Source organism: Rhizobium sp. 01N424 (assembly GCF_056399485.1).
Window position 1 is genome coordinate 194,338 of sequence record NZ_JBFTRK010000005.1, and the last position, 25,055, is coordinate 219,392.

At 61.4% G+C, this 25,055-nt stretch carries 34 protein-coding genes and 1 pseudogene; 13 read left to right on the forward strand and 22 right to left on the reverse strand.

The annotated features are described in order from the left end of the window. Window positions 1–133 precede the first annotated feature (133 nt). Window positions 134–484 (forward strand): annotated as a pseudogene (locus AC1DNK_RS15670) (formylglycine-generating enzyme family protein); the annotation flags it as partial. 385 nt (window positions 485–869) lie between these two features. Then, complete coding sequence (locus AC1DNK_RS15675; RefSeq protein WP_477942036.1) at window positions 870–1,091, forward strand: hypothetical protein; 222 nt, start codon at window positions 870–872, stop codon at window positions 1,089–1,091. 13 nt (window positions 1,092–1,104) lie between these two features. On the opposite strand, the gene AC1DNK_RS15680 is transcribed toward AC1DNK_RS15675, so the two are convergent. Then, on the reverse strand, window positions 1,105–1,338 hold the full coding sequence (locus AC1DNK_RS15680; RefSeq protein ID WP_112517002.1) for a DUF982 domain-containing protein: 234 nt from the start codon (window positions 1,336–1,338) through the stop codon (window positions 1,105–1,107). A 176-nt stretch (window positions 1,339–1,514) separates the two neighbouring features. Here AC1DNK_RS15680 and AC1DNK_RS15685 point away from each other — a divergent pair, with 176 nt between their 5' ends. After that, entirely contained in the window at window positions 1,515–1,727 is a 213-nt protein-coding gene (locus AC1DNK_RS15685) for a hypothetical protein (RefSeq protein ID WP_112517001.1), read from the forward strand. A 3-nt stretch (window positions 1,728–1,730) separates the two neighbouring features. On the opposite strand, the gene AC1DNK_RS15690 is transcribed toward AC1DNK_RS15685, so the two are convergent. The 6 genes from AC1DNK_RS15690 to AC1DNK_RS15715 form a co-directional block, all read right to left on the reverse strand. Next, window positions 1,731–1,880 carry a hypothetical protein gene (locus AC1DNK_RS15690; RefSeq protein WP_310298328.1) on the reverse strand — a complete coding sequence of 50 codons (150 nt, stop codon included), beginning with the start codon at window positions 1,878–1,880 and terminating at the stop codon, window positions 1,731–1,733. Between the two features lie 63 nt (window positions 1,881–1,943). Next, a complete protein-coding gene (locus AC1DNK_RS15695; protein ID WP_310298331.1) occupies window positions 1,944–2,237 on the reverse strand; it encodes a helix-turn-helix transcriptional regulator in 294 nt (97 codons plus the stop codon). 31 nt (window positions 2,238–2,268) lie between these two features. Then, window positions 2,269–3,522: an O-antigen ligase family protein gene (locus tag AC1DNK_RS15700; RefSeq protein ID WP_112516998.1), complete on the reverse strand. Its 1,254-nt coding sequence runs from the start codon at window positions 3,520–3,522 to the stop codon at window positions 2,269–2,271. Then, window positions 3,519–5,078: an undecaprenyl-phosphate glucose phosphotransferase gene (locus AC1DNK_RS15705; RefSeq protein ID WP_477942039.1), complete on the reverse strand. Its 1,560-nt coding sequence runs from the start codon at window positions 5,076–5,078 to the stop codon at window positions 3,519–3,521. The genes AC1DNK_RS15700 and AC1DNK_RS15705 overlap by 4 nt, the downstream gene beginning before the upstream one ends. Before the next feature lie 66 nt (window positions 5,079–5,144). Further along, entirely contained in the window at window positions 5,145–6,308 is a 1,164-nt protein-coding gene (locus AC1DNK_RS15710) for a glycosyltransferase family 4 protein (protein WP_477942041.1), read from the reverse strand. 6 nt (window positions 6,309–6,314) lie between these two features. Continuing rightward, window positions 6,315–6,890, reverse strand: coding sequence for a polysaccharide biosynthesis/export family protein (locus AC1DNK_RS15715; RefSeq protein ID WP_112389630.1), 576 nt, complete (start codon window positions 6,888–6,890; stop codon window positions 6,315–6,317). 191 nt (window positions 6,891–7,081) lie between these two features. Here AC1DNK_RS15715 and AC1DNK_RS15720 point away from each other — a divergent pair, with 191 nt between their 5' ends. Beyond that, on the forward strand, window positions 7,082–9,229 hold the full coding sequence (locus AC1DNK_RS15720) for a GumC family protein (protein WP_477942043.1): 2,148 nt from the start codon (window positions 7,082–7,084) through the stop codon (window positions 9,227–9,229). A gap of 3 nt (window positions 9,230–9,232) precedes the next feature. Here the strand turns inward: AC1DNK_RS15720 and AC1DNK_RS15725 are convergent, their stop codons facing one another. Then, entirely contained in the window at window positions 9,233–10,471 is a 1,239-nt protein-coding gene (locus AC1DNK_RS15725) for a GNAT family N-acetyltransferase (RefSeq protein ID WP_477942045.1), read from the reverse strand. Window positions 10,472–10,592: 121 nt separating this feature from the next. Beyond that, complete coding sequence (locus tag AC1DNK_RS15730) at window positions 10,593–10,802, reverse strand: DUF2842 domain-containing protein (RefSeq protein ID WP_112516994.1); 210 nt, start codon at window positions 10,800–10,802, stop codon at window positions 10,593–10,595. 113 nt (window positions 10,803–10,915) lie between these two features. Here AC1DNK_RS15730 and AC1DNK_RS15735 point away from each other — a divergent pair, with 113 nt between their 5' ends. Both AC1DNK_RS15735 and AC1DNK_RS15740 read left to right on the forward strand, forming a co-directional pair. After that, window positions 10,916–12,019, forward strand: a complete 1,104-nt coding sequence (locus AC1DNK_RS15735) for a COX15/CtaA family protein (RefSeq protein ID WP_477942046.1) — start codon at window positions 10,916–10,918, stop codon at window positions 12,017–12,019. A gap of 159 nt (window positions 12,020–12,178) precedes the next feature. After that, window positions 12,179–12,586 (forward strand): DoxX family protein, encoded by a 408-nt coding sequence (locus tag AC1DNK_RS15740; RefSeq protein WP_112389635.1) that lies wholly within the window; start codon window positions 12,179–12,181, stop codon window positions 12,584–12,586. 2 nt (window positions 12,587–12,588) lie between these two features. On the opposite strand, the gene AC1DNK_RS15745 is transcribed toward AC1DNK_RS15740, so the two are convergent. The 4 genes from AC1DNK_RS15745 to AC1DNK_RS15760 all read right to left on the reverse strand — a co-directional run bounded on the left by AC1DNK_RS15745 (window position 12,589) and on the right by AC1DNK_RS15760 (window position 15,747). Then, window positions 12,589–13,374, reverse strand: a complete 786-nt coding sequence (locus tag AC1DNK_RS15745; RefSeq protein ID WP_477942047.1) for a sulfite exporter TauE/SafE family protein — start codon at window positions 13,372–13,374, stop codon at window positions 12,589–12,591. Window positions 13,375–13,431: 57 nt separating this feature from the next. Next, window positions 13,432–14,355, reverse strand: a complete 924-nt coding sequence (argC, locus tag AC1DNK_RS15750) for an N-acetyl-gamma-glutamyl-phosphate reductase (protein WP_477942049.1) — start codon at window positions 14,353–14,355, stop codon at window positions 13,432–13,434. Window positions 14,356–14,435: 80 nt separating this feature from the next. Next, on the reverse strand, window positions 14,436–15,389 hold the full coding sequence (gene speB, locus AC1DNK_RS15755; protein WP_477942050.1) for an agmatinase: 954 nt from the start codon (window positions 15,387–15,389) through the stop codon (window positions 14,436–14,438). Next, window positions 15,379–15,747, reverse strand: a complete 369-nt coding sequence (locus tag AC1DNK_RS15760) for an antibiotic biosynthesis monooxygenase family protein (RefSeq protein ID WP_112516988.1) — start codon at window positions 15,745–15,747, stop codon at window positions 15,379–15,381. The genes speB and AC1DNK_RS15760 overlap by 11 nt, the downstream gene beginning before the upstream one ends. Window positions 15,748–15,910: 163 nt before the next feature. On the opposite strand from AC1DNK_RS15760, the gene AC1DNK_RS15765 reads away from it, so the two are divergent. After that, entirely contained in the window at window positions 15,911–16,288 is a 378-nt protein-coding gene (locus AC1DNK_RS15765; protein WP_477942195.1) for a VOC family protein, read from the forward strand. A gap of 9 nt (window positions 16,289–16,297) precedes the next feature. Here the strand turns inward: AC1DNK_RS15765 and AC1DNK_RS15770 are convergent, their stop codons facing one another. The 4 genes from AC1DNK_RS15770 to rplM all read right to left on the reverse strand — a co-directional run bounded on the left by AC1DNK_RS15770 (window position 16,298) and on the right by rplM (window position 17,924). Further along, the gene (locus tag AC1DNK_RS15770; protein WP_112516987.1) at window positions 16,298–16,594 is read right to left on the reverse strand and encodes an addiction module antidote protein; all 297 of its coding nucleotides are present in this window, start codon (window positions 16,592–16,594) and stop codon (window positions 16,298–16,300) included. Window position 16,595: 1 nt separating this feature from the next. Further along, the gene (locus AC1DNK_RS15775) at window positions 16,596–16,886 is read right to left on the reverse strand and encodes a type II toxin-antitoxin system RelE/ParE family toxin (protein WP_477942196.1); all 291 of its coding nucleotides are present in this window, start codon (window positions 16,884–16,886) and stop codon (window positions 16,596–16,598) included. A gap of 103 nt (window positions 16,887–16,989) precedes the next feature. Then, window positions 16,990–17,457 (reverse strand): 30S ribosomal protein S9, encoded by a 468-nt coding sequence (gene rpsI / locus AC1DNK_RS15780; RefSeq protein ID WP_112389640.1) that lies wholly within the window; start codon window positions 17,455–17,457, stop codon window positions 16,990–16,992. A 2-nt stretch (window positions 17,458–17,459) separates the two neighbouring features. After that, a complete protein-coding gene (gene rplM / locus AC1DNK_RS15785) occupies window positions 17,460–17,924 on the reverse strand; it encodes a 50S ribosomal protein L13 (RefSeq protein ID WP_112389641.1) in 465 nt (154 codons plus the stop codon). 26 nt (window positions 17,925–17,950) lie between these two features. Between rplM and AC1DNK_RS15790 the strand changes: the two genes are divergently transcribed. Then, entirely contained in the window at window positions 17,951–18,103 is a 153-nt protein-coding gene (locus AC1DNK_RS15790; RefSeq protein ID WP_162702697.1) for a hypothetical protein, read from the forward strand. Window positions 18,104–18,145: 42 nt separating this feature from the next. On the opposite strand, the gene AC1DNK_RS15795 is transcribed toward AC1DNK_RS15790, so the two are convergent. Continuing rightward, window positions 18,146–18,577, reverse strand: a complete 432-nt coding sequence (locus tag AC1DNK_RS15795; RefSeq protein ID WP_112516985.1) for a PaaI family thioesterase — start codon at window positions 18,575–18,577, stop codon at window positions 18,146–18,148. A 74-nt stretch (window positions 18,578–18,651) separates the two neighbouring features. On the opposite strand from AC1DNK_RS15795, the gene AC1DNK_RS15800 reads away from it, so the two are divergent. From AC1DNK_RS15800 to AC1DNK_RS15810, 3 genes are read left to right on the forward strand one after another with little or no spacing between them, the layout of a single operon-like run. Next, complete coding sequence (locus tag AC1DNK_RS15800; protein ID WP_477942053.1) at window positions 18,652–19,485, forward strand: enoyl-CoA hydratase; 834 nt, start codon at window positions 18,652–18,654, stop codon at window positions 19,483–19,485. 38 nt (window positions 19,486–19,523) lie between these two features. Continuing rightward, window positions 19,524–19,802, forward strand: coding sequence for a type II toxin-antitoxin system RelE/ParE family toxin (locus AC1DNK_RS15805; RefSeq protein WP_477942054.1), 279 nt, complete (start codon window positions 19,524–19,526; stop codon window positions 19,800–19,802). Window positions 19,803–19,810: 8 nt separating this feature from the next. Continuing rightward, the gene (locus tag AC1DNK_RS15810) at window positions 19,811–20,098 is read left to right on the forward strand and encodes a HigA family addiction module antitoxin (protein ID WP_477942056.1); all 288 of its coding nucleotides are present in this window, start codon (window positions 19,811–19,813) and stop codon (window positions 20,096–20,098) included. A gap of 2 nt (window positions 20,099–20,100) precedes the next feature. On the opposite strand, the gene AC1DNK_RS15815 is transcribed toward AC1DNK_RS15810, so the two are convergent. Together AC1DNK_RS15815 and AC1DNK_RS15820 are read right to left on the reverse strand one after the other, a co-directional pair. Then, window positions 20,101–20,937 (reverse strand): EamA family transporter, encoded by an 837-nt coding sequence (locus tag AC1DNK_RS15815; RefSeq protein ID WP_477942057.1) that lies wholly within the window; start codon window positions 20,935–20,937, stop codon window positions 20,101–20,103. A gap of 446 nt (window positions 20,938–21,383) precedes the next feature. Beyond that, a complete protein-coding gene (locus tag AC1DNK_RS15820) occupies window positions 21,384–21,707 on the reverse strand; it encodes a hypothetical protein (protein ID WP_112389645.1) in 324 nt (107 codons plus the stop codon). A 95-nt stretch (window positions 21,708–21,802) separates the two neighbouring features. On the opposite strand from AC1DNK_RS15820, the gene AC1DNK_RS15825 reads away from it, so the two are divergent. Both AC1DNK_RS15825 and AC1DNK_RS15830 read left to right on the forward strand, forming a co-directional pair. Further along, window positions 21,803–22,231, forward strand: coding sequence for a CoA-binding protein (locus tag AC1DNK_RS15825; RefSeq protein ID WP_477942059.1), 429 nt, complete (start codon window positions 21,803–21,805; stop codon window positions 22,229–22,231). 103 nt (window positions 22,232–22,334) lie between these two features. Further along, entirely contained in the window at window positions 22,335–23,618 is a 1,284-nt protein-coding gene (locus AC1DNK_RS15830; protein WP_477942060.1) for an O-acetylhomoserine aminocarboxypropyltransferase, read from the forward strand. 18 nt (window positions 23,619–23,636) lie between these two features. On the opposite strand, the gene AC1DNK_RS15835 is transcribed toward AC1DNK_RS15830, so the two are convergent. Both AC1DNK_RS15835 and AC1DNK_RS15840 read right to left on the reverse strand, forming a co-directional pair. Then, window positions 23,637–23,957, reverse strand: coding sequence for a hypothetical protein (locus tag AC1DNK_RS15835; RefSeq protein ID WP_112389648.1), 321 nt, complete (start codon window positions 23,955–23,957; stop codon window positions 23,637–23,639). Between the two features lie 184 nt (window positions 23,958–24,141). Then, on the reverse strand, window positions 24,142–24,987 hold the full coding sequence (locus AC1DNK_RS15840) for a class I SAM-dependent methyltransferase (protein ID WP_477942061.1): 846 nt from the start codon (window positions 24,985–24,987) through the stop codon (window positions 24,142–24,144). Window positions 24,988–25,055: the final 68 nt, after the last annotated feature.

Below are 25,055 nucleotides of genomic sequence, written 5' to 3' on the forward strand. Positions count from 1 at the left end.
CCAGTGATCGGTCCATACAACGTCCTGCTACGCGCCAATAGTTGGCCTTGGGTCCAATAGAAGTGCATGGTCAATCGTGGCAGACTCCCCCGCCTGCACGTGCGCAAATCTGCGGCGAATGGAGAGCTGACCCATGAACATCAGATCCGCAGACCTTGTCGAAACATCCCATCAGAACCCTCCGGCCGGAATGATCTGGGTGCCGGGCACGACCTACATGATGGGATCAGATAGTCACTATGCCGAGGAAGCGCCTGCGCACCCGGTCACTGTTGACGGCTTCTGGATCGACCAGGCACCGGTCACAAACCGGCAGTTTCTGACATTCGTCAACTCGACCGGTCACACCACATTCGCCGAAAAGAAACCGCTCGCTGAGGATTATCCTGGAGCTGCCCCCGCCAACCTCAGGGCGGGATCGCTGGTTTTTACGCCGCCTGCTCAAGCGGTGCAGAGCCGGGACCTCAGCCAATGGTGGGTTTACGCCTCACTGCAGTTATTTGCAGGTTAGACATGCTCAAAAGCTACACTAGATCGCTTTGAATTAGCTGGAACGCTCCTACGATGTACGCGGGTGTCTTCGCATAGTCTCTGTCCCGGATGTAGGCCCAATCGCTATAACTGGCGGCCGGATGCTTATAGTTAAATCGGATGTCGACGCGGTGATGCGGCAAGTCGAGGCCGAAATCTGCGCCCCTTCTTATGGTGCATAAGTTTGCAATCACCACCTAAGACTTGCAATTAGCGTCAATCGGCCTTGCCCAATCCCACCAAATTTGGCTGTATCCAATTGTGAATAGTCCTCGCCTTTTCTCCGCTGCGGGCCGTATTCTGTCCCCATGCGCTATGGCGACGCGCTGGGGACGGCCATGACCGATCGCAGATTTGATGACAGTCCGCGCGGGCAGCTTGCCGAGGCGTTTCAGGCCTTGTCCGAGGCCGCGGTGCGCGCGGGTTGGGGTAAGGGCGATGTGGCACGGGCGCTGTGCGAGCTTGCCGAGGAATATCTGATCGAGATCAGCGGCAAGGCGATCACCGATGGCGCCCTGCATCCGCGTCTGGCGGATGTGATCCCGATCCGCAAACATTAAAGCGTGATCGGCGCTATTCCAGCAGTCCTGCCGTGCGAACGGCGGTGATGAAGGACAACCGCGCCTTTCCGGCGCTGATCAGCCCATCGAGCGCGTCGAGGCAATGCTGCATGGCGATGCGGTATTCGCGGCCGCGCTTGCCCGGCCAGCGCTTCAGGAATTCGACAGCCTCCCAGGCGGTGGAAATAATAAGGTCTGCGGTCGCGGATTTGACGCGGACGGGGGAGGGGAAATTTCTCTGACTCATGACACGATCTTCGATACTGAACGGAACCTGCCAGCAAACGCCCGCCCGCTGGCTTTGTTCCCGATAAATTTCCGGCAGTTGCAAAGCGTGAGATCGGCGCGCATAGTGAGCGCGTTCCCGATCCATTCGTGCCGTTGCGGATGTCCCGCATCAGGCCTTCATGAAGTGCTGCTGCGATGCTCGCCACACCCATCCATCCGTGCGACCTGCCGTTGTTTTCGGAGGATCTTGACGTGATCTCGAATGTTCTGGATGAAGTCTGCGAAGATCGCGGCGTTGGCCGCCGGACGCAGGAAGCAGAGCGCCTTGGCGCCGTGATGATCCAGCTCTACCGTCAGGGCGTCAGGGACGGCGCAAAGCTCGCCGCCCTGACCAAGGCCTACCTCTGACGATTACTTCTGCTCGACGGAAATGCCGTTCTGGCCGATGCTGAGCTCGACGCCTTCAGGCTTGCGTTCTTCGTGGAAGATATAGGCCCCCAGGCCGACGACGACGACCAGCAGAGCGCCGATGACGAAATAAAGTCCATTGCTACGATTCAAGATGTTTCCCTCAACGCGTTGATTGCGCGGCGGAAAACGCATGAGAACTGGTTTGGTTCCGTCTCAGTCGTCGTTGGTGGCGTTAAGCTCTTCTGGCCTCAGCCCGTCATCGCCGTTCGGGCGGGCTTTCAGCCGCACGCCGGGGCCGCCTTCGTCGTGATTGCCGCTGGCGATGAAGACGATGCCGGCAGCCTCGAGCGCATGCTTGGCGGCGAGAAACGCCTGCGGCTCTCCTGTGCCGGTGCCATGTTCGAGGGCGGAGACCGTCTGTGTCGAGAGCCCGGCGGCATCGGCCAGTTCCTCGATACTCATGCCGGTCATGGCGCGCGCGCCGCGTATCTGTGTTCCTGTGATCATCAGAGGAACTGTAGCGCGGATGGCGCGCTTCTCAAGTGGCGCGGGCCACGGTATCGCCAGACAATTCACGCTGGTAGCGGTGCTCCAGAGCTGAACATCCCCAGACGATCCCGAACAGCAGATAGACGTGGCGCCAGTGGTCGATGTCGATGACGTTGCCGATCGTTGCGTGGCCGATGACGCAGATCCAGGCGATCATCAGGAAGGGCTGCCAGGGGCGGTCCTTCAACAGATTCTTGAAGCCGAGATAGATGGTCCAGATCAGCATCGACACATAGGTGACGAAGCCGAGCCAGCCGTATGTTGTCAGGCATTTCAGCCAGATATTGTGCTCGTCTTCTGGAAAGATCGTGCCGAACACCATCGGGCCGATGCCGAAGGGTCGTTCCATCATCATCTGGAAGCCGATGCGGTGGCGGTCGAAGCGGCCGAGATATTCGCCGTCATATTGCTGGACGAGCTGCGCGCGGGTGCTGAAGAGATCGGCGACCTGCGGGATCTGCAGGGCGATCACCAAGGCGGCGACCATCAGGATGACGGCGGTCATCGACATCAGCAGGATCTTCAGCCGGAAGGCGCCGGTGCGCTCCTTCAGCAGCATCACGAAGATCAGGATGACGATCGTTAAGAGGAACAGGCCCCAGGCGGCGCGCGAGAACGACAAGAAGACGCCGAGCGCCAGGATCAGCAGCGCGAAGGCGCGGATCGGTGAGCTCAACAGGCTGCGCGTCAGCATCCCGTGCACAAGGTAGAGCGATGGGGCGACGAGGAACGGGCCGAAGACGTTCGGATCCTGAAAAGCGCCCTTGGCACGGTCGTAGAGCGTGAACACTTCGGAGCCGGGAAAGGCGTGGAAATAGCCGAGAATGCCGAGCGCCGAGGTGATGACGGCGGCAAAGACCCAGGCGTTGAAGATCAGCACAAGGCGCTTGGCATTGTCCTCGATGATCGCCGCATAGAAGACCGAGGTCAGCGCCAGAAAGGTGGAGACCGCCACATACATCGGGCCGCCGGTCATGTCCTTCATCTGCGTAAGCGACAGCATGCCGCCGACATTGAAGGTGAGGAGCAGGGCGAGCAGGATGCCGCTGTAGCGCGAAATGCGAAGGCCGAGGATGAACCAGATGCCGGTCAGCCCGGCCATCCAGAGTTCATAGGGCGCCGGCTCGTCGATGACGAAGCCCGAGAGGAACACGCCGAAGGCAACCATCGCCGAGCCGATCAGCCGCAGCGTCACGCGCTGCGGGTCAGAGACCCGCGCGTATGTCGCCTCGATCGCGCTCAATAGGCGTTTTCCGTGTTCAGCAGCCGGATCGGCGTCAGGAACAGGATCTTCAGGTCGAACCACAGCGACCAGTTCTCGATATAATAGAGATCGTAAGCCGTGCGGAACTTGATCTTGTCGTCGTTATCGACTTCGCCGCGCCAGCCGTTGATCTGCGCCCAGCCGGTGACGCCGGGCTTGACGCGGTGGCGCGCGAAATACCCTTCGACGACATCGCCGAAGGCGCGGTCGCGGGCCTGGGCGAGAACGGCGTGGGGGCGGGGGCCGACCAGCGACAGCTCGCCGCGAAGCACGTTGAACAGCTGCGGCAGTTCGTCGATCGACGATTTGCGGATGAAGCGGCCGACAGGGGTGACGCGCGGGTCGCCCTTGGTGACGGCGGCCTTCGCCGTCGGATCGCTCAGATGCGTGTACATCGAACGGAACTTGAAGACGTTGATGATCTCGTTGTTGAAGCCGTGGCGCTTCTGCATGAAGAACACGGGGCCCTTCGAGGTCAGCTTGATGGCGATCGCCGTGGCGACCATCACCGGCCAGAGCAGCAACAGCGCCAGCGACGCAAAAAACAGGTCGAAGCCGCGCTTGGCGACCGAATCCCAGTCCTGGATCGGCTTCTTGAAGATATCGAGCATCGGTACGGTGCCGACATGCGAATAGGCGCGCGGGCGGAAGCGCAGGCGGTTGGCATGGGCGGCAAGGCGGATATCGACGGGGAGCACCCAGAGTTTCTTCAAGAGCTGCAGAATGCGCGCTTCGGCGCTGAGCGGCAGTGCGATGATCAGCATGTCGATGCGCGTCAGGCGGACGAATTCGACGAGCTCTGCGACGGTGCCGAGCTTCGGATAACCGGCGACCATGATCGGCGAGCGCTTTTCGCCGCGGTCGTCGAAGATGCCGCAGATGCGGATATCGTTGTCGGGTTGCAGCTCGAGTAGACGGATCAAGTCTTTTGCCGGATCGCCGCCCCCGACGATCACGGCGCGGCGTTCCATGACGCCGTTGCGCGCCCAATTGCGGATGCCGTAGGCCACAAGGAAACGGGTACCGATGAGGAAGAGACCGGCAAGCGAGAACCAGGCCAGATGGATCTGGATCTGCGTCAGCGATACATCGCGCACCAGCGCGAAGATCAGCGCCGTGACCATGAAGGCTGCTCCCCACGACAGGAAGATCCGCGGCAACAGCCGGACGCGCGAGCGTAGCGCCGGGATCGAATAGGTATCGCTGATCTGCAGGCTAATGACCGCAAGAGCCGCTGCCACAAAGGACATGGCTAGGCGTGCGCCAAAACTTTCGCTGCCGTCGCCCGGCCAGATCAGGAATGCCAGCAGGCCGATCAGGAATTGCGAGGCGAATTCGAACAGGCGGAACTGGCCGATGATGATCGAAGGCGAATGTGTGCCTTCGCGGAACTGCTCGGCGATCTGCAGCGCATAGGCGTTGATGGTCGCGGCCTCGTCCGGCTTTTCATCGCCGTCGCCACGCACATTGATGTCCGAAACCCGCTTTCGCAGCGTATCGACGTCGAACTGATCGTTCTTTTCTGCCTTGTTCATGAGGCTACCGCCGCTCGTTGATACGAACGGCTTAACACCAAGCCCCTAAGAAAGATTTACGAGATCTTATATATTTGCCGCTTGCGGCGTCATACCCACGAGCTCGTAGTATAGTTTCAGAACATCCTTGGCCATCACAGGTGCGGAGAAAACCGCCTTCACGGCGTCCGCCGACGGCATGGTTTGCCGTCCCCATCCGGGCTTGGCGATTGCTTCCGCCATCACCCGCGCCAGATCACCGGCGTCGCCTGGCGCCACCAGCGCGCTGCTGTCCTTGCCGAGCACCTCCGGGATGCCGCCGACACGGCTGGCGATGACGGTCTTGCCGGCGCCGAGTGCCTCGAGAACGATATAGGGCATGGCTTCGGCGCGCGAGGGGACGACGACATTGTCGGACATGGTGAAGGCGTCCTGCACCCGCATCGCAGGCAGCATGCTGATGCGTTTTCCGAGCCCGCGCTCGACCATCATGTCGCGGTATTTGTCGCGGTCAGGGCCATCGCCGATCATCAGCGCCGAGAGCGGCCGCCCGGCCAGACGCTCCGTCCTGGCAAAGGCATCCACAAAAAGATCGGGACCCTTAAGGTCCCTGAGCATGCCGATGTAGATGAACTGGACGGCGTCGGATCGGGTCGGGATCACCTGGAAGTCGCGCTCCCCGATGCCGTTATAGATCAGCCGTGTCTTGGTCTTCGGCTTGCCGACCTTCTTCATGTAGGTGTCGCGCTCGTATTCGCAGATGAAGACGAGCGCGTCGGTCAGATATTCCTGTAGCCGCTCCATCTTGAGCACGAATTGCCCGAGGAGCGAGGTGCGGGAATAATGCAGGCTTCCGCCATGGGCGGTATAGAGGCGGGCTACGCGATACCTGTTCACCCGCAGGGCTGAGCCAACGAGCCGCGCGAGCACACCGCCTTTGGCGCCGTGTCCGTGCAGCACATCAGGCCGCAAACTTTTGATCGTCTTGTATGTATCCCAGATAACAGGGATATCCGAGATGCCGGGGGCGCGGCGGATCGGCACGCGCGTCAGCCCCAGCGAAAGATAGGGACGGATGTCGTCGAACAGCCGGTCCTCGTGCTCGCCGCCGGTCGAGCTGTCGCAGAGAATGCCGACCTCGTGACCGGCCTTGCTGTGCTCCTCGACGAGATCGCGGACATGGCGAAAAATGCCACCGACCGGTGACCTGAAGCAGTGAATGATGCGGAGAGGCCGTTGTTCGTCTGTCATATGCAATCAGAACAGCCGTTCGCGGACGTAGATGGTGTCGCCGGCAATGATGGCGGACGAGATGTTGACGCGGCCGGTGATGACCTGGCCGTTGATCTTGCGTGTCACGTCGACGCTGGCTTGATTGGCGCGGGAAGAGAAGCCGCCGGCCACCGCAATGGCGTTCTGCACGGTCAGGCCTGGAACATAGGCATACTGTCCGGGCTGGCCGACTTCACCCATGACGTAGATGGAACGGTAGCGATCGACATCGATGGTGACGTCAGGATCGCGCAGATAACCCTGCTTGAGCTTGGCGGCAAGCTGGCCGGACAGCTGCTGCAGCGTGCGGCCGCGGGCAGGAACCTGACCGACGAGCGGGAAGGCGACATAGCCTGCCTGGTCGACGGTGTAGCTGTTGGTCATGCTCGGCTGGTCGAAGACGGTGATCCGCAGCCGGTCGCCGCTATCAAGCGTATAGGGCTGAATCGTCGCCTGCTGGAAAGCCTTCGGCGCCGGCTTATAGGTGTTGCAGCCGCTCAGTACCGCGGTCATCGCGGCAAGGCTCAGGGCCAGAAACATCTTGGGCTTTGCGAAAGGCATTCGACTGTGCTCACAGGAAACGAACTTGGTCCCTGCCGTTATCAATCCGTTAGGGTTAATGCCCGGTAAAAATTTGCAGGATTTTTTGGAAGACGGCAGGTTTGGGCGCCTTACTTGCCCAGCCGGTAATTAACGCTTGGGTTACTATAGTCGTTTACCCTTCGCCACACCTTTGTTCTTGGAGTGCGAGTATGTCCGGCGTAACGGGTAATCAGGATGTCGATATCGATCTTGGCCAGCTTGTCCGTGCGGTATGGGAACGGCGGCTCAAGGTCGTCGCGATCACGCTGGTCGGGGCGGGGGTCGCTTTTGCCGGCGCCAAGATGATTGCTCCGAAATACCGCGGCGAAACGCGGTTGCTGATCGAACAGCGCGCACCGGCCTTCGCCAACACCCAGTCTGCCGATGCCAACGCCGGGCCGCTGCTGGACGAACTGAACATCGCCAGCCAGGTGCAGCTGCTGCAATCGGCCGATCTGATAAAGAAGGTCATTAACAGCGAGAAGCTTTACGAGCTTCCCGAATTCGACGAGGCCGCCAACGGTTCGGCGCTGACCGATATCCTGATTGCGTTGCATCTGAAGAAGAACCCGGCCGAGAACCCGCCGGAAGAGCGCGTCATCGATGCGTTCACGGAGCGCCTGCAGGTCTTTCAGGTGCCGGGCTCGCGCGTCATCGGCATCAACTTCACCTCCAAGGATCCGAAGCTCGCCGCCCGCATCCCGAATGCGATGGCCTCCGTCTATCTCGCCACCCAGAGCGGCGCGAAGCTCGATTCCAACTCCGAAGCGACCCGCTGGCTGGAGCCCGAGATCGAAAGCCTGCGTCAGAAGGTCAGCGATGCCGAGCAGAAGGTTGCCGAATACCGCTCGGTATATGGCTTGCTGCCCACCAATGGCGGCAGCAATTTCCCGACCCAGCAGCTGAACGATATTTCAGCCGAGCTGACGCGCGTCCGTGGCGAGAAGGCCAATGCTGAGGCCCGCGCACAGGCCGTTCGCAATGCCCTGTCGTCGGGCGCACCGTCCGATACGCTGCCGGATATCATGGCATCGCAGTCGATGCAGCGGCTGAAGGGCACCGAGTCCGGCCTGCAGTCGCAGATTTCCGATCTCAGCACGTCGCTGCTCAACAACCACCCGCGGCTTCGCAGCCTGCGGGCACAGCTGGCCGACATCAAGACGCAGATCCGCCAGGAGACGCAGAAGATCCTGACCAGCATCGAGAACGAATCGAAGGTCGCCGATCTTCGTGCCGCCGAGCTCGAGCGCCAGTCCACTACGCTTCAGCAGAATAGCGCCAAGGCCGGTGAAGACGAAGTCGGCCTCAATGCCCTGCAGCGCGAAGCCAATGCCCAGCGCCAGCTGCTCGAAACCTATCTCGTCCGTTACCGCGAAGCCGCCTCGCGCGCCGACAGCAATTCAAGCCCGGCCGATGCCCGCGTCGTTTCCAAGGCTGTCCAGCCGGTCGATCCCTATTTCCCGAAGGTCGTGCCGATCGTCATTGTCGCGACCTTCGCAACGCTGATCCTCACCTCGATCTTCATCATGCTGGCAGAGCTTTTCAGCGGCCGCGCACTGCGTCCCGTCCGTGTATCCGCCGTCCCGGCGGCCCGGACCGAAGACGAACTGCTCGCCGCTGCCGCGCCGGTCAAGTCCAAACGCGCCGCAGCGCCGAGCATGCTGTCTGCACACGAGGAAGAAGTGGCCGTCGAAGAGCCGGCAGAAACCGTAGAGCCTGCTGACGACAACGAATTCTCGATCGCCTCCGTTGCCGAATACCTGACCAGCAGCCGCGCGCCGCTGGCAATCGCCATATCACCCGTTGGTGACGACGGATCGGCGGCAACCGTCGCACTGGCCCGCAAGCTCTCGGCATTCGGCCAGCGCACCATTCTGGTTGATATGACCGGCTCTGGTTATCCGACGGTTCTGATGGCCGAAGATCTGGAAGCGCCGGGAGTGACCGATCTGCTTTGCGGCGTTGCCGCTTTCGGCGACACGATCCACGGCGACCGCGCCTCGGACGCCCATCTCATTCCGCAGGGGACCAGCGACGTGCGTCAGGCCATGCGCGGGGCCGATCGGCTCTCGCTGCTACTGGATGCGCTGATGTCGGCTTATGATATCGTCGTCGTCGAATGCGGCGCGGCCGATGTGGCCGGCGTCTCGCGCCTGACCCGCAGCAAGGATGTCGAAATCATCCTGTCGATGCCCGAAGTGTTGGAGGACGAGTTCGTCCATGCCATGACGGAGTTCGAAAAGGCCGGCTATCAGCGCGTCGTGCTGATGTCGGGCGGGGAAGCTGCCGAGCCTGATGTTGCCCGCCACGCGGCGTGACGATCAGATGCCGATCTTGGCGCGAACGCGCTGGGCGGCACGATAGAAGCCCGGCCGGGCCTTGATGAAGGCCTTGCTTCTGGTGATGGCGCGGTGCGCCGTGCCGGCGATCGATCCCTTCAGCGACAGCGGCAGAACCGCATCATAATGGCTGGTTTCGACAGGCGCCCAGGAACGCTTGTAGGTCTGGTCGCCAAGGCCGAAGTCGAAGAGCGATACGCCCTTGCCCTGCAGCCCCGATATCATCTGCCAATAGAGAAATTCACCCGGGCTCGAATCCGGCACCAGGCTCTCATCGATCGCGCCGAACTGGCAGATAATGTGATCACCCTTGCGCGAGATGCCTGAGACCGCGGCAATCTTGCCCGCAAGCTCGCCTTTCAGCCGCAGCGCATGCATTTCCAGGCCGTAGTCGCCGCCGTCGCGAATATCGATAAGGCCGTGCAGGAAGGCTTTCGTCTCAGCATCGGCAAAAACGTCCGGCAGACCGAGAGTGCGGAAGCGCTCCGCCTTCTGCTTGAAGAACAGGTCGAGAAGCGCGTGCTGTTCGCCAGGCGCGCCCCCATCCACATAGTCGAACCCGCCGACAGCCTCCAGCCGCTTCGACTGGACGCGGAACTTTTTGCGGCGGCTCTTGGCATTCACCTGCTTCAGCGTTGCCTCGAAATTGTCGAGCAGCGGCAGCTGATAGGCATGGTTCTGGTTTTGCACCATCGGCAGCAGGCCGAGCGGGTTTCGCCGCCCGCGCCATTCGAGCGGAATGTTCTGCAGCAGCAGAAGATCGGCTTTGCCCTGCAGCGCCTGTTTCAGGATTTCGGCAAAGCGCGGAGGATCAAGGTCTTCAAAGGCTTCCAGGAAATGTTCGGAAAACAGGCCGGTGTTGATATTGCTGTGATCGGCGCCGATGAAGCGGGCGATCCGGACGCCGTGGCTGCTATCGATCTCGACCGGCAAGATGAAGGCAACCTTGCCATGCGTGCTGCCCTTGAGGATTGCCAGCGGCCGTTTGTAGGCACGCACCCAGGAGCGGCACCATTCATAGCCCTGATGCAGAGAGGTGAGGTGGTCCTTCTCCAGCGTCCGCCAATCGCGCTCCAGCGGCTCCATCGCATCGTGGACGCTTACATCCAGTTCGGCGATCGCCAGCTTGGCGCTGAACGACCTCAGCCGCGAAATGCCGGCATCGGCCTTGCCTGCGTCGTCGAGCGGCTGCTGGTCGGCATCGAGCTTCTGGGTCCGCACGGGAGTTCTCCGGTCAAGATTGTTTGCCAGAGGATATAGCGCTGCGGAGCCTATCGAGGATTTAAACGCCGGCCGTGGCGCGCGCTTTTCCGCCGATCACGGTTATCTGCGCGTTAATGCGCTATTGCTGCTTCGGCCCGGCCATCCACTTGATGATCAGCATGGCGGGAAGCACCCAGAGCATGCCGGTCAGCGCGAAATAGAGCAGATGGCCCCACCAGGGAGCCTCGCCGAGCGTGGCGACGGCGATCGTATTCGCGATCAGCGCATAGGCGAGCACGAGGACGATGATCAGGATCGTGCCGATGAATTTGCGCAGGCGAACGGGCATATCAGTTCAATCTTCCGGGTTGCTTGGACAGCGCGACGGCATGCCGCAAAGGTTCGGGGCTTGTTTTGCATGAGCCGCTGGGGCAAATCAACTGCCGTAACGAAGGAGTAATCATGGCCGTCGCGAATATGACCACCGAGCAGGCAATCCGGGGCGAAGTCCGCAAGCAGGATCGCAACCGCCGCGCATTGCGCATCTGGCTGGGTTTCGTGCTGCTGGCGCTCTTCTGTCTGGTGCTGGTCGGCGGCGCCACGCGGCTGACCAATTCCGGCCTGTCGATCACTGAATGGAAGCCGATCCACGGCGTCATTCCGCCGCTGAATGCCACGGAATGGGACGAGGAATTCAAGCTCTACCAGCGTATTCCCGAATTCCAGCAGCTGAACAGCGACATGACAGTCGAAGAGTTCAAGGGCATCTTTTGGTGGGAGTGGGCACACCGGCTGATTGCCCGCGGCATCGGCGTCATCTTCGGCCTGCCGCTTCTCTATTTCTGGATCACCGGCAAGGTGGAGCGCCGCCTGCGCTGGCCGCTTGCCGGTATTCTGGCGCTCGGCGGTCTGCAGGGCTTCATCGGCTGGTGGATGGTGTCCTCCGGTCTCTCCGTGCGCACCGATGTCAGCCAATATCGACTTGCGACCCATCTGGTCATGGCCTGTCTGATCTTTGCCTCCTGCATGTGGATCATGCGGGGGCTCTCGCCGCATTCCGATGATGCAGCGCCGACGCAGAGCTCCAGACGCTGGGCGGCCGTGATCGCCATTTTCGCGCTGTTCCAGATCTATCTCGGCGCGCTCGTTGCCGGTCTGGATGCAGGTTTCACCTACAATACCTGGCCGCTGATGGACGGTTCCGTCGTTCCGGGCGATCTGCTGATCCAGCAGCCTGCCTGGATCAACTTTTTCGAAAACCCGAAGACCGTTCAGTTCATCCACCGTGTCGGCGCCTACACGCTGTTTGCGCTGACGCTGATCAACATGGTGATCGCCCTGCGCGCCGCACCGGCAACGACGCATGCGCGCCGCGCCGTCGTGCTCTTTGCGCTGGTGACCATCCAGGCGGCGATCGGCATCACCACGCTGCTGCTGCACGTGCCGCTGCATTGGGGCCTGCTGCATCAGGGCGGCGCGCTCGTCGTCTTCGGCTTCGCGATCGCCAACTGGCGCGGCTATTACGGCGAGTTCTCGCGGCAGACCACGATCGCCGAACGCGACTGACGCCTATTCGTGTCCGCATGTTTCAAGCCGCGGTGCAGATGCTCCGCGGCTTTTTCGATTTTGCCCGAAAATTCGCATGCGTAATTGTCGGCAACCCTCGCCACCATCCGTCCTTGTGGCATAGTTCACACGGCTGCGGCCGCAAAAGAGGGTAGGACAATGGGTAAGACAATCGCAATTCTCGTGGCACGGCTGATTTTCGGCGGCCTGTTCGTCATGGCGGCAAGCTTCAAGTTCATGGATATGGGAGCGACCGCCGGTTATATCGCCGCCGCGGGTTTTCCGCTGCCGCTGCTGCTGTCCTGGATCGCCGCCTTCTTCGAAGTCGGGCTTGCTGTCGCGCTGCTGAGCGGCGCCTTCTTCAGCGAGGCGGCGCTTGCTGCCGGCGTCTATGTGATCTTCCTTGCTTTCGCGTTCCACGGTCCGAACCGCTGGGAAGGCAACCAGGCCGAATTCGGATTCTTCGTCGATCACTTCACATTTCTTGCTGGGCTGCTGTTTGCCTTTGCGCACGGCCCGGGCGAAAAGCTGAGCGTCAACCTTGGCCTGTTGCGCAGGCCTGCCTGACGTTAGCGCAGGATGCCGTCGAGAGCAGGCATGCCGAAGATCGCCGACGCGGCGATCAGCAGATAGCAGGTCAGGCGGAAGGTGCTTTCTTTCGCCAGGCCGAACAGCTTCGAGCCGCCGTAGAGGCCAGCCGCATAGGCAGGAAGAATGACGATCGTCAGCGCAAATACCGCCTGCACGAACAGGCCACCTACGTAGTAACTGATCGTCGTGAAGATGCTTGAGATCGAGAAGTAGAAGATGACGTTGGCGCGGACGCGCTGAAAGTTGCTCTTGCCTCCGAGCCAATAGGCGACGACGGGCGGCCCGCCGAGCTGGGCCGCACCGCTGAAGAGCCCGGCAAGCAGGCCGACGCCGGAACTCAGCGGTGCCGACGGCTCGCCGTGATAGCGCCAGCCGGAGATCAGAAGTGCGAGCAGGCAGATTGCCGTGCCGCAGATGATCCAGCGCAGCACCAGCGGATCCATCAGCGTCAGCACGACCGTTCCCGCCGGAACGCCAAGTACCGCACCCGCCGCCATGACGAAGACCTCGCGCCGGTTCGAATTGCGCCAGGCATCCGGGATCATGCCGAGGGTCGCCAGACCGTCGATCACGAGAAGCACCGGCGAGATCAGCTTCGGCCCGACGATCGCGCCGCCAAGCGGAATGAAGATCAGCGCCGCCCCGAAACCGGAAAAGCCGCGCGCCAGTCCCGCAATGAAGGCGAACGCTATCAGCGCGTGAACGCCATGGTCCGGCAGCGCGGATGAAAGCCAGGAGGAGAGAGCGTCGAAGGAGAGGGGCATGGTGGCCTGGACATATGCGGAGGGAGGCGGCCGCGCCAGGCGCGGCCACCCGCCAAATCACGCGCCGATCATCAGGTCCATGTTCTGCACGGCAGCACCCGAGGCACCCTTGCCGAGATTGTCATAGACGGCGACCAGCAGCGCCTGTGCATTCGCATCATTGGCGAACACATGAAGGCGCATACGGTTGGTGTCGTTGTAGATCTCGGGGTTGAGATCAGGCGTGCGCTCGGTCGTTTCGAACGGCGCGACTTCGACGACGCCCTCGATACCGGCAAAATAGTCGGCGATCGCCGCATGGATTTCCGCGCCCGTCGGCACCTTCGGCAGGTGCGACAGCTGCAGCGGCACGGTGACGACCATGCCCTGCGCGAAATTGCCGACGACCGGCTGGAAGAACGGCACGCGGCCGAGCTTGGCATAGCGCTGCAGCTCCGGCAGGTGCTTGTGCTTGAAGCTCAGGCCGTAGGGCATGTATTCAGGCGCGTCTTCACCCTTGGCGACATAATCCTCGATCATCGTCCGGCCGCCGCCGCTGTAACCCGAGATGCCGTTGACGGTGACGGGGTAATCGGCGGGCACGAGACCGCCTTCGACGAGCGGGCGCAGCATGGCGATCGGGCCCTGCGGCCAGCAGCCGGGATTGGCGACGCGCTTGGCCGAGGCGATGACACCGGCCTGATCCTTGCTGAGTTCCGCAAAGCCATAGGCCCAGCCTTCGGCAACGCGATGCGCCGTCGAGGCGTCGATCACCTTGGTCGTGTCATTCTCGATCAGGCTGACGCTTTCCTTCGCGGCATCGTCAGGCAGGCAAAGGATAGCGACATCAGCCTTGTTCAGAAGCGCGGCGCGAACCGCCTTGTCCTTGCGGCTTTCGGTCGGGATCGACAGCAGCTCGATATCGCGGCGGCCAGCCAGGCGCTCGCGGATCTGCAGACCCGTCGTACCAGCTTCGCCATCGATGAATATCTTCGCTGCCATGATAATCCTGCGCTTTCAATAAGTTCCGGACTGTTCCGGAATCAGTTTGCCATGAAGTTGAATCAGTTTGATAACAGCCGTCATTTGGCGGCTGCGCGCCTCTCGGCGTGAAGGCCCAGCATATACATCGCGACCGTCGCCCCCGCAATGGCGGTGACATCGGCATGATCGTAGGGTGGAGAGACCTCGACGACATCGGCGCCGCGAATATCGAGCTGATGCAGCCGCTGCAGGACCGAGAGGATCTTGGCGCTCGACGGGCCGCCCGCAACCGGCGTGCCGGTGCCGGGTGCGAAAGCCGGATCGAGGCAATCGATATCGAAGGTCAGATAGGCGGGAGCGCCCTTGGTGTGCGAAATGATCGTCGAGGCGATCTCCGAGGCGCTCATGTCCTCGACCTGATGGCCGTAGAGGATGGCGATGCCGCAGTCATCGGGCGCATGGGTGCGGATGCCGATCTGGATCGAACGGTCGGGATCGATGATGCCGTCGCGCACCGCGCGGGCGACGAAGGAGCCGTGGTCGATGCGCCCGGCATCGTCGAGCCAGGTGTCCTGATGCGCGTCGAACTGGACCAGCGCCAGCGGGCCGTGCTTGGCCGCATGCGCCTTGAGGATCGGCCAGGTCACGTAATGATCGCCGCCGAGCGTCAGCATGAAGGCGCCGCTGTCGAGGATCGCGGTCGCCTGCCGCTCGATCGCCGCCGGCGTCTCTTGGTGATTGCCGTAGTCGAGCAGGCAGTCGCCGTAATCGATGACCGCCATATCGGCGAAGAGGTCGCGGTTGAACGGATATTGCGGATCGTTGTCGAAGATGGCCGACGCCCGGCGGATCGCCTGCGGCCCGAAGCGTGTGCCCGGGCGGTTGGAGACGGCGGCATCGAAGGGAACACCCCAGACGGCGACATCGACGCCCTTCAGATCCTTGGTGAAGCGGCGGCGCATGAAGGAGAGGGCGCCCGCAAAGGTCGGATCGCTCGCTGCCGATGTCAGGCTGGTCGCGGTAAAGGCGTGGTCGATGGTCTTATTGGCCATTGGGGCTCCCTTCCTCCGGGGCGGTGAATTCATAGGCGCGTTCGACGCGCGCGATGCGAACCTTGTATTGCCTGTACCAGCGATCACGGCCGATACGCTGGGCGGCGAGGTGGCTCGCGACCTGCTTCCAAGCCTTCAGGCTTTCCTCGTCGGCCCAATAGGAGTTGGTGATCCCGAAACCGTCGGCGTCGCGAGCGCTCTCGGCGCCCAGACAGCCCGGCTGCTGCAGCGCGAGCTCGGCCATGCGGTCGGCCATCGCCCCATATCCGTGATCGCCCGCAGTGCGGATCGAGGAAAACGTGACGACGTAATAGGGCGGTTGCGGTGTCTCGGCAAAGGGTGAGGGCGGGGTCGGCATGGCAATTCCTCTTCGGGAAAAGGCCTAGGCGAGGATTCAGCCGATTGCAAGTGAGAGGCGGCGGCCCTGCCGCCGCCTCCATGGTTGCGACGCTCGGTCTGCGTTGACTTCATCCATCGCTTCAAAGAAGCTTGGTTCAACCGAAGAGGAGAGACCGATGGGCATGTTCGATCACGTATCGATCGGAGTGAAGGATCTCGAGAGATCGCGCCAGTTCTACGATGCGTTGCTGGCGCCGCTCGGCTATGAGCGGCTGTCGAATTTCGATGGCACGGTGGGCTACGGTGCCGACAAGCCTGCTTTCTGGGTCAGTCAGGTAGGCCGCCCGGTCCCCGCCGATCGCGGCTCGGGCCTGCATTTCTGCTTCACCGCGCCCAATGAGGAAGCCGTGAATGCGTTTTATGCCGCTGGCATGGCGAACGGCGGCGAAGATAACGGCACACCGGGGATTCGCCCGGACTACGGCCAGTTCTACTACGCGGCCTTCATCATCGATCCGGATGGCTACCGGCTCGAGGCGTTCTTCTTCAAACCGGAGTGAACCGCGATTTCACGCGGCATCCTTGCCAGGTGAGATCGAGATTTTCAGGCCAAGGGCTTTGATGACGCCGAAGAATGTCGAAAGGCGCGGGTCGCCTGTTTCGCTGAGGGATTTGTACAGCGCCTCGCGGGTGACACCGGCCTCCTTCGCGACCGAGGTCATGCCGACGGCGCGCGCGACGTCACCGAGCGCGTGGGCGATAAGCGCGGGATCACCATCCTCAAAGGCTGCTTCGAGGTAGACGATCTGCTCTTCCGGTGTCTTCAGGTGGTCCTGGATATCGAAGCGGGTGGTTTCGAGGGGCATCTCAAATCTCCTTTGCCAGCTGTTTCGCCAGAGCGATGTCGCGGCTTTGCGAGGATTTGTCCCCGCCGCATAAAAGGATGACGATCGTGTCACCCGTTCTGGTGAAGTAGACGCGATAGCCGGGACCACAGGCTATGTGCATTTCGCTCACGCCGTCTCCGACAGGTTTCACGTCGCCGGGGTTACCAAGCTCCATGCGGCGGATGCGCGTGACGACGCGAAGGCGGGCATTCGCATCCCGCAGTTCGACAAGCCATTTGGCGAATATGGCACTCTGGCGAACCTCGATCATCTGTGAATTATAATTCACGATACCGATAAGTCAAAAGGTTCGCAGAAAACAAAAAGGCCGGGCAAAAGCCCGGCCTTTCCGCAAAGCAATGTCCAGAAAGCGATTAACGCTTCGAGAACTGGAAGGAACGGCGAGCCTTGGCCTTACCGTACTTCTTACGCTCGACGACGCGGCTGTCGCGGGTCAGGAAGCCACCCTTCTTCAGGACCGGACGCAGGCCCGGCTCGAAGTAGGTGAGGGCCTTGGAGAGACCGTGACGAACGGCACCGGCCTGGCCGGAAAGACCGCCGCCTGCAACCGTCGCGATGATGTCGAACTGGCCGTCGCGGGCAGCAGCGAAGATCGGCTGACGCAGGATCATCTGCAGGACCGGACGTGCAAAGTATTCAGTGAATTCCTTGCCGTTGACGATGATCTTGCCGGAGCCGGCCTTGAGCCATACGCGGGCGACAGCGTTCTTGCGCTTGCCGGTCGCGTAGGAACGGCCAAGCGAGTCGACCTTACGGACGTGAACCGGAGCAGCTGCTTCGGAAGACGTGCCGAGATCCTTCAGGGAGGAGAGGTCAGCCATTCTTAGGCGCTCCTTACATTCTTTTTGTTCAGCTTGGCGACGTCGAGAACGACGGGCTGCTGTGCTTCGTGAGGATGATTGGAACCAGCGTAAACGCGCAGGTTCTTCATCTGGCGGCGACCGAGCGGGCCGCGCGGAACCATGCGCTCAACAGCCTTTTCGAGAACGCGCTCCGGGAAGCGGCCTTCGATGATCTGGCGAGCAGTACGTTCCTTGATGCCGCCGGCATAGCCGGTGTGCCAGTAGTAAACCTTGTCGGAATACTTCTTGCCGGTGAAGACGACCTTGTCTGCATTGATGACGATGACGTTGTCGCCGTCGTCAACGTGAGGCGTGAAGGTTGCCTTGTGCTTGCCGCGCAGACGCATAGCGATTACGGAAGCGAGACGGCCAACGACAAGCCCTTCGGCGTCGATGATGACCCACTTCTTCTCCACCTCTGCAGGCTTCTGGGAGAAAGTTGCCATAGTAGTTACTCTCTTTTGGATCCCTTATGCCCGAAGGCGAAGGGCGTTTCTTGTTGCTTGGTTTGGTGTCCGGAGACGGCCAAAAAGAAAGCAGCCCGGAAAGGCTGCGTTCTGGCGGTGTGTATAAAGGCAACCCTTTCCCGGGTCAACATCGCGCAATCGGCTATCTGAAAAAATAGACAAGCAATATCAATACGATAGGTATATGGTATTATGATACCTCATATTTCCCGGGGTGGAATCGAGTAAGTGGCGGTGGCGTGAGCGATCAATTCGCTCTCATCGCGCTGAAATATCGATGCCTCGATCACTGCCAGACGCCTGCCGAGCTTGAGAATCCGGCAGGTGCAGAAGGTCGGTTCCGGCTTCGGCAATCTGAGAAAATTGATGTTGAGATTCGTGGTGACGGCAAGCGCCACAGGGCCGATATGCGAGAGCACTGCGACATAGGCGGTGACATCCGCCAGGGTGAAGAGCGCCGGTCCTGAAATCGTCCCGCCGGGCCGCAGATGCCGTTCTGCCGGGTCGAGCCGCATCGAAGCCTTGCCGGGCGCGATGTCGATCACCTTGAGCACTCGCCCGTCCGTATGGATCTGCGGAAAGTCCGTCTCCAGAAAACGGTGGACCTCGTCGATCGTCATGATCGGTTGCATCTGTTCACCTCGAAATTGCCGGCACGCTGTGGCAGAACATCTAGCACGAAAGATGATTGCAGGGAGTTAGACCAATGGCCGAAGTCGTTTCCTTCCGGAAAGATCCAGACAAGGCGGGCGGGGGTGCACTGGTGCTGCGCCAGCTGAATGACGGGGTTCTCAGGCTCACCCTGAACAATCCGCCGGCCAATGCGCTGTCGATCGCCGTCCTGGAAACGCTGATGGGCGAGTTGCAGGCCGCCGGCGAAGATTCGTCGGTGCGTGTCGTCATTATCGCCTCGACCGGCAACGTCTTCTCTGCCGGGCACGACCTGAAGGAGCTGACGGCGCATCGCGCCGATGCCGATGATGGCGTTGCCTTCTTCGAGGAGAGCTTTGCGCTGGCCGCCGATCTGATGCTCGAAATCACCCGCCTGCCGAAACCGGTGATCGCCGAGATCGACGGTCTGGCGACCGCCGCCGGCTGCCAGCTGGTCGCGTCCTGCGATCTGGCGATCTGCACCGACACCGCGACCTTCTGCACGCCGGGCGTCAATATCGGCCTGTTCTGCTCGACGCCGATGGTTGCGATATCCCGGGCCGCGCATCGCAAGCAGGCGATGGAAATGCTGCTGACCGGCGAGACCATCGACGCCTCGACCGCCAAGGACTTCGGCCTCGTCAACCGCATCGTGCCGAAACAGTACCTGACGCAGGTGGTGACGAAATACGCCTCCGTCATCGCTTCGAAGTCACCGGAAGCGATCCGCATCGGCAAGGAAGCCTTCTATCGCCAGCTCGAAATGCCGGTCGAGGAAGCCTACACTTTCGCCGCCGAAGTCATGGTCGACAGCATGCTGACGGCCGACGCGGAAGAAGGAATCGACGCCTTTCTTGGCAAGCGCATGCCTGTGTGGACGCAGGAGTAGCGCTCGACATACGACGCGCCGCGTAGTACGCTGCGCGGATGATCCGGAGCACTGCGACACGCGCGACAGAGCAGTTCCTGAGGACCGGGAAATCGAAGTTCTCAGGACTCGATGTCGGCAAGGCCAAGCAGCGCGTGGTCATGCTTCACAACGCCAAATCGCTCGATGACCTGAGCCCGCTCAAGTCCGTCGGACTGCACAAGCTGGCTGGCGACCGGAAAGGTCAATGGGCGATGATCATCAACGGACCCTGGCGGCTGTGTTTCCGGTTTGAAGATGGCCACGCCTGGGATGTGGAAATTGTCGATTATCATTGAGGACGATCATGTTTGAAGTTCACCCCGGAAGCATCCTTAGGGACGAGCTCGAAGCTCGGAGCATGAGCGGCAACGCGCTTGCCTTGGCGCTGCGCATAAATTCCGGCCGGATATCCGAGATCTTGAACGAGCGGCGCGCGATCAGCCCCGATACGGCCCTTCGGCTGGGGCGCTATTTCGGCAATGATCCGCAGTTCTGGCTGAGCCTTCAGTCTGCCTTCGACCTGGCTGTCGCCGAACGGGAGAATGGCGAAAAAATCGTGCGCGAGGTCATTCCGGCGCAAACGGCCGCCTGAGATCACCCGAGCTTCAGGATCAGCCCGCCCATGGCAATGATGACGCCAGCGAGGTAGCGCCAGGGGCTGGCGCGCTCTTTCAGCACGACGACCGAGATCACCAGTGCGAAGAGGATCGAGGTTTCGCGCAGCGCGGCGACGGTCGCGACCGGGGCTTTGGTCATAGCCCAGAGTGCCAGTCCATAGGACGCGATCGAGCCCGAGCCGCCGATCAGGCCGCGCCACCAGTGAACGCGCACGTGGATGGCGACCACGCGGGCGCCGCGCCGCGAGATCGCCCAGGCAAACAAGAGCACCGGCGGCAGCAGCGACATCCACAGCGTATAGGAGATCGCATTGCCGGATATCCGTGCGCCGATGCCATCGACATAGGTGTAGGTGGCGATCACGCAGGCATTGATCAGGGCCAGCATGATGGCGTGGCGGCTGCCGTGTCTGGCTTCGAAGGCGAGCGTCAGGATGCCGGCGCAGATCGTCATCGTTCCCATCAGTGCACCGCCTGACAGCGTTTCGCCGAGCACGAAGCTGCTTGTGGCGGCGATCAGCAGAGGTGCGCAACCGCGCATCAGCGGATAGACGAGCCCGATGTCACCCGCCCGGTAGGCACCGGCAACCAGCTGGAAATAGGCAAATTGCAGGATGGCGGAGACGCCGATGAACGGCCAGGCCGCGGCATTCGGCAGCGGCAGAAATGCCAGGAAGGGAAGTGCAGCGACAGCGCCGCCTGCAGAGATCAATGCAGCGTCGAGCGACTTGTCGGTGCCAGCCTTGATGATGGCGTTCCATGTCGCGTGGAGAAGGGCGCCGAAGAGAACCAGAAGAATGACGTCGAGGGGCAAGATCGCAAACCGGAGCGGGGAGGCGGGAGAACATCAGCGGTATGAGCTTCGCCACGCCGAAAATCAATGCACCCGGATTATTTTGCAACCTGACGCTATGATTATCGCCGGGAACGGTGCCGCAGACGAGGAGATTGCGTCTTGAATGGACCCGCCCTGCGTGCACTCCCGATGCGTTTATTTTGATTCCCGCCACTCAACTGTGAGGTGTCTCTAATATATGCGGGAACGAAGCTGGCTTAAAGAAAAAACAAAAAGTGAACATCGCCTTGCGGACTATTTCACCATTTAGTTATCTTGCTGAAATATAGAGATTATTCTATTACTTTGGTATGCCGTAGATTGTGCGCCCATAGGGTGCATTTCGGCGTAATCGATGCTGAAAGGCGCGAGTAGGCATGCGCCTTTCAGCACTGTGAGAACGGTTTCCAACACGCATCGATACGTTACAATGAGTGGTTCGGAACAAGAAATGTCCCGTCCAGGTTGTCGATGTTCTGGCAGTTGAGGACCGGGCAGGACCGGTCGTCACGCGTCGGGATGTTTTTCCATTCGGCATACTCATTGGCGTCGCAGAAGCGGCTGTTGCGCACGAACCGGTCATAGAGCGGCAGTCCGCGCGGTGAGGTCCAGCGGAAGATCACGGCGCCCTGATTGTGGATGGCGGCGCGTGCGCTCTGGCAGGTCATCGATAGCGGATTGAGCCGCGAGATCGCGAAGGACGGCGAGGCCGCCAGCACGATCGCAATTGTCAGCACAAGTTTTTTCATGGGCCATTCCTCCTTGGAACCCGTATGGCTATATATACGCCTGAAAGAACTGCAGGTTTCAACCGGGTGAAAAAATGGCTGCGGGGGATGGGCCGATGGATCATGATCATTACAGCGATGCCTATATCGCCGAAATTCTGAATTCCGTGAAGACGATTGCGCTGACCGGCGCTTCGCCGAATCCGGCGCGCCCGAGCAACGGCGTGATGGGTTATCTCCTGTCTCGCGGCTACGAGGTAATCCCGGTCAATCCGGGGCAGGCGGGCAAGACGATCCATGGGCAGATGGTCTACGGCAGGCTTGAGGATATTCCTGTTCCCGTCGATATGGTCGATGTGTTCCGCGCCTCCGAATATCTGCAGGAGGTGGTGACCGAAACTCTGGCGCTGGCCGTCCGCCCGTGGGTGATCTGGGCTCAGCTCGGCGTGCGCGACGACGATGCAGCCCGCCGCGCCGAGGCCGGCGGCATCAAGGTGGTGATGGACCGCTGCCCGGCAATCGAAATTCCGCGGCTTGCCGGATAGCGAACGGATTTTCCACATTTCTCCCGACGGTTGAAACGTCAGGCGATTAACATTTGCTCCGCCTTGGCTATGCTGCCGCCATTCAACGCAATGGGAGGACGGCATGGCAACGAACAATCCAGGCTTCAACACACTGGCAATCCACGCGGGCGCGCAGCCCGATCCAACGACCGGCGCCCGCGCCACGCCGATCTACCAGACCACGGCTTACGTCTTCAACGACGCCGATCACGCCGCCTCGCTCTTCGGCCTGCAGGCATTCGGCAACATCTACACCCGCATCATGAACCCGACTCAGGCGGTGCTCGAAGAGCGTGTCGCAGCACTTGAGGGCGGCACCGCCGCGCTCGCTGTCGCATCGGGTCATGCGGCTCAGATGATCGTTTTCCACACGATCATGCGCCCGGGGGACAATTTCGTCGCCGCCAAGCGCCTCTATGGCGGCTCGATCAACCAGTTCGGCCATGCCTTCGATAATTTCGGCTGGCAAGTCCGCTGGGGCGATGTCGAGGATCCGGCGAGCTTCGAGAAGCATATCGACGGCAAGACCCGCGCGATCTTCATCGAGAGCCTTGCCAATCCGGGCGGTACCTTCGTCGATATCGCAGCGATTGCAGAAGTGGCGCACAAGCACGGCCTGCCGCTGATCGTCGACAACACGATGGCATCACCTTATCTGATCCGCCCGATCGAACACGGCGCCGATATCGTCATTCATTCGCTCACCAAGTTCCTCGGCGGCCATGGCAATTCGATGGGCGGCATCATCGTCGATGGCGGCACGTTCGACTGGTCGAAATCCGGCAATTATCCGATGCTGTCGAGCCCGCGCCCGGAATATAACGGCGTCGTGCTGCACTCGACCTTCGGCAATTTCGCCTTCGCAATCGCCTGCCGCGTACTCGGCCTGCGCGACCTTGGCCCGGCAATTGCGCCCTTCAACGCATTCCTGATCCTGACCGGCATCGAAACGCTGCCGCTGCGTATGCAGCGCCACAGCGACAATGCCATCGCGGTCGCCAAATGGCTGAAGGCGCACAGCAAGGTGGCCTGGGTCAATTATGCCGGTCTCGATGATGATCCGAACCACGCATTGCAGCAGCGCTATTCGCCAAAGGGCGCCGGATCGGTCTTCACCTTTGGCATCAAGGGCGGCTACGAGGCCGGCAAGACCTTCGTCGAAGGGCTGGAGCTGTTCTCGCATCTCGCCAATATCGGCGACACCCGCTCGCTGGTGATCCACCCGGCCTCGACGACGCACCGCCAGCTTACCGACGAACAGCGGATCGCCGCCGGTGCTGGTCCTGATGTCGTGCGTCTCTCCGTCGGTATCGAGGACGTCAAGGACATCATCGCCGATCTCGAACAGTCGCTCGCCAAGATCTGACGACGCGCTGCCGCGGCGCTATCGCGACTGGCAGATGCCGGTGAGCGAGATTGCGTCGCGGCTGTCGATGACCATGTGCAGCGTGCGCATCATGTCGGCTGCCATCAGCAGTGCTCTCGCCAGGTCGCTGGGTGGCTGCTGGCCGGCCGAGGTAGCGATCTTCAGGAGATCGAACACGGTGTCGTAGCTTCCGTTGCTCGGAATCCCGACAAGCTGGCGCATTTCGCGTATTGTGCTTACGGATCGAAGGATGAAGCGCCGCGCATCATCCGGCCCAAGTGTCTGGACCTCGCTGGCAGCCCTCGTCACCTCCGCGATGAACTCGTTCGTCCCGGACATGCATGCCTCGTGATTTTTCTGCTGTTCCAGCGCACGAACGCGAAAGGGGCCCGCCACGCCCTACCACGGCGGACCCCTTTTCGCATCGAGCGGCCCCCAGCCCCTCAAAATGAGCTAATCATAAATTAGCTCTGCCGTCGCGTGACACCGGCGTGACGCCCGTTTATCGGCGCGGGAGCCCATCTCAGCGTCTCATGATCACCACTTCCAGATACTCGCTCGGAACCACCATGGTACCGTCCTCGGCCCGGTTGAAACGGGCAGCAAGCTCCATGAGCTCGGCCGCCAGCACCTTTTGCCCGGTGGCATCGAGCGTGCCGAAGGCCTTGAGAACCGGCCCGTAGAACGTCCGGAAGACATCCAGCCAATGCGCTGAGGACTTGTAGCGAAATACGAACTGGCGCGGCGTCGCGACGACCGATGCCTTGCTTGATGGAAACAGCTCCTCAAGCCGGGCACGCGTGCCCCAAAGCGCAGGCGAGCGGGCGCCTGTTGGTGGCGGCACGTGGCGTCCGATGGTCTTGAACAGCTGTCCGATGAAGCCGTCGGGCGTCCAGTTCGCAAGGCCGATCGATCCGCCGCTCTTGCAAACCCGCAGCAGTTCGGCGGCCGCGCGCTCCTGAGCGGGGGTGAACATCACCCCGAAGATCGACATCGCATAGTCGAAGCTCTGGTCCGCGAAGGGCAGGTTCTCGGCATCCGCCTCCTGAAACTCCATCATCAGGCGATCGGCCTTTGCCCGTTCCTTCGCCTTTTCCAGGAGAGCCGGGACATAGTCGGTTGCCGTCACCGCACACCAGCGGCGCGCGGCGGCCAGCGAGCCGTTGCCGTTGCCGGCAGCGACGTCGAGAACCGTGGACCCGGCGCGCAGATCCAGCGCCTCGCACAGGCTTTCGCCGACGATCTGCAGGGTGGTGCCGACGACGGCATAATCGCCCGAAGACCAGGCGCCGTGCTGGCGGGCCTTCAGAGCTGCGAGATCGGCCATCGGTTGAGCGGGTGTGCCGGCAAGAGCCGCGGAAGTGGACATTCTTCTCTCCCTAGATCAGATTGTTGAAGTGTGAATACCGCCGCCGTGCATCGAGCCGCCGGACGCTT

Bases quoted from the DNA above. Each gene is read 5' to 3' on its own strand.
- AC1DNK_RS15675 (WP_477942036.1), top strand. From the start codon at position 870: ATGACCGATCGCAGATTTGATGACAGTCCGCGCGGGCAGCTTGCCGAG.
- AC1DNK_RS15680 (WP_112517002.1), bottom strand. From the start codon at position 1,338: ATGAGTCAGAGAAATTTCCCCTCCCCCGTCCGCGTCAAATCCGCGACC.
- AC1DNK_RS15685 (WP_112517001.1), top strand. From the start codon at position 1,515: ATGCTCGCCACACCCATCCATCCGTGCGACCTGCCGTTGTTTTCGGAG.
- AC1DNK_RS15695 (WP_310298331.1), bottom strand. From the start codon at position 2,237: ATGATCACAGGAACACAGATACGCGGCGCGCGCGCCATGACCGGCATG.
- AC1DNK_RS15705 (WP_477942039.1), bottom strand. From the start codon at position 5,078: ATGAACAAGGCAGAAAAGAACGATCAGTTCGACGTCGATACGCTGCGA.
- AC1DNK_RS15710 (WP_477942041.1), bottom strand. From the start codon at position 6,308: ATGACAGACGAACAACGGCCTCTCCGCATCATTCACTGCTTCAGGTCA.
- AC1DNK_RS15715 (WP_112389630.1), bottom strand. From the start codon at position 6,890: ATGCCTTTCGCAAAGCCCAAGATGTTTCTGGCCCTGAGCCTTGCCGCG.
- AC1DNK_RS15720 (WP_477942043.1), top strand. From the start codon at position 7,082: ATGTCCGGCGTAACGGGTAATCAGGATGTCGATATCGATCTTGGCCAG.
- AC1DNK_RS15730 (WP_112516994.1), bottom strand. From the start codon at position 10,802: ATGCCCGTTCGCCTGCGCAAATTCATCGGCACGATCCTGATCATCGTC.
- AC1DNK_RS15735 (WP_477942046.1), top strand. From the start codon at position 10,916: ATGGCCGTCGCGAATATGACCACCGAGCAGGCAATCCGGGGCGAAGTC.
- AC1DNK_RS15740 (WP_112389635.1), top strand. From the start codon at position 12,179: ATGGGTAAGACAATCGCAATTCTCGTGGCACGGCTGATTTTCGGCGGC.
- AC1DNK_RS15745 (WP_477942047.1), bottom strand. From the start codon at position 13,374: ATGCCCCTCTCCTTCGACGCTCTCTCCTCCTGGCTTTCATCCGCGCTG.
- argC (WP_477942049.1), bottom strand. From the start codon at position 14,355: ATGGCAGCGAAGATATTCATCGATGGCGAAGCTGGTACGACGGGTCTG.
- speB (WP_477942050.1), bottom strand. From the start codon at position 15,389: ATGGCCAATAAGACCATCGACCACGCCTTTACCGCGACCAGCCTGACA.
- AC1DNK_RS15760 (WP_112516988.1), bottom strand. From the start codon at position 15,747: ATGCCGACCCCGCCCTCACCCTTTGCCGAGACACCGCAACCGCCCTAT.
- AC1DNK_RS15765 (WP_477942195.1), top strand. From the start codon at position 15,911: ATGTTCGATCACGTATCGATCGGAGTGAAGGATCTCGAGAGATCGCGC.
- AC1DNK_RS15770 (WP_112516987.1), bottom strand. From the start codon at position 16,594: ATGCCCCTCGAAACCACCCGCTTCGATATCCAGGACCACCTGAAGACA.
- AC1DNK_RS15775 (WP_477942196.1), bottom strand. From the start codon at position 16,886: ATGATCGAGGTTCGCCAGAGTGCCATATTCGCCAAATGGCTTGTCGAA.
- rpsI (WP_112389640.1), bottom strand. From the start codon at position 17,457: ATGGCTGACCTCTCCTCCCTGAAGGATCTCGGCACGTCTTCCGAAGCA.
- rplM (WP_112389641.1), bottom strand. From the start codon at position 17,924: ATGGCAACTTTCTCCCAGAAGCCTGCAGAGGTGGAGAAGAAGTGGGTC.
- AC1DNK_RS15790 (WP_162702697.1), top strand. From the start codon at position 17,951: ATGCCCGAAGGCGAAGGGCGTTTCTTGTTGCTTGGTTTGGTGTCCGGA.
- AC1DNK_RS15795 (WP_112516985.1), bottom strand. From the start codon at position 18,577: ATGCAACCGATCATGACGATCGACGAGGTCCACCGTTTTCTGGAGACG.
- AC1DNK_RS15800 (WP_477942053.1), top strand. From the start codon at position 18,652: ATGGCCGAAGTCGTTTCCTTCCGGAAAGATCCAGACAAGGCGGGCGGG.
- AC1DNK_RS15805 (WP_477942054.1), top strand. From the start codon at position 19,524: ATGATCCGGAGCACTGCGACACGCGCGACAGAGCAGTTCCTGAGGACC.
- AC1DNK_RS15810 (WP_477942056.1), top strand. From the start codon at position 19,811: ATGTTTGAAGTTCACCCCGGAAGCATCCTTAGGGACGAGCTCGAAGCT.
- AC1DNK_RS15820 (WP_112389645.1), bottom strand. From the start codon at position 21,707: ATGAAAAAACTTGTGCTGACAATTGCGATCGTGCTGGCGGCCTCGCCG.
- AC1DNK_RS15825 (WP_477942059.1), top strand. From the start codon at position 21,803: ATGGATCATGATCATTACAGCGATGCCTATATCGCCGAAATTCTGAAT.
- AC1DNK_RS15830 (WP_477942060.1), top strand. From the start codon at position 22,335: ATGGCAACGAACAATCCAGGCTTCAACACACTGGCAATCCACGCGGGC.
- AC1DNK_RS15835 (WP_112389648.1), bottom strand. From the start codon at position 23,957: ATGTCCGGGACGAACGAGTTCATCGCGGAGGTGACGAGGGCTGCCAGC.
- AC1DNK_RS15840 (WP_477942061.1), bottom strand. From the start codon at position 24,987: ATGTCCACTTCCGCGGCTCTTGCCGGCACACCCGCTCAACCGATGGCC.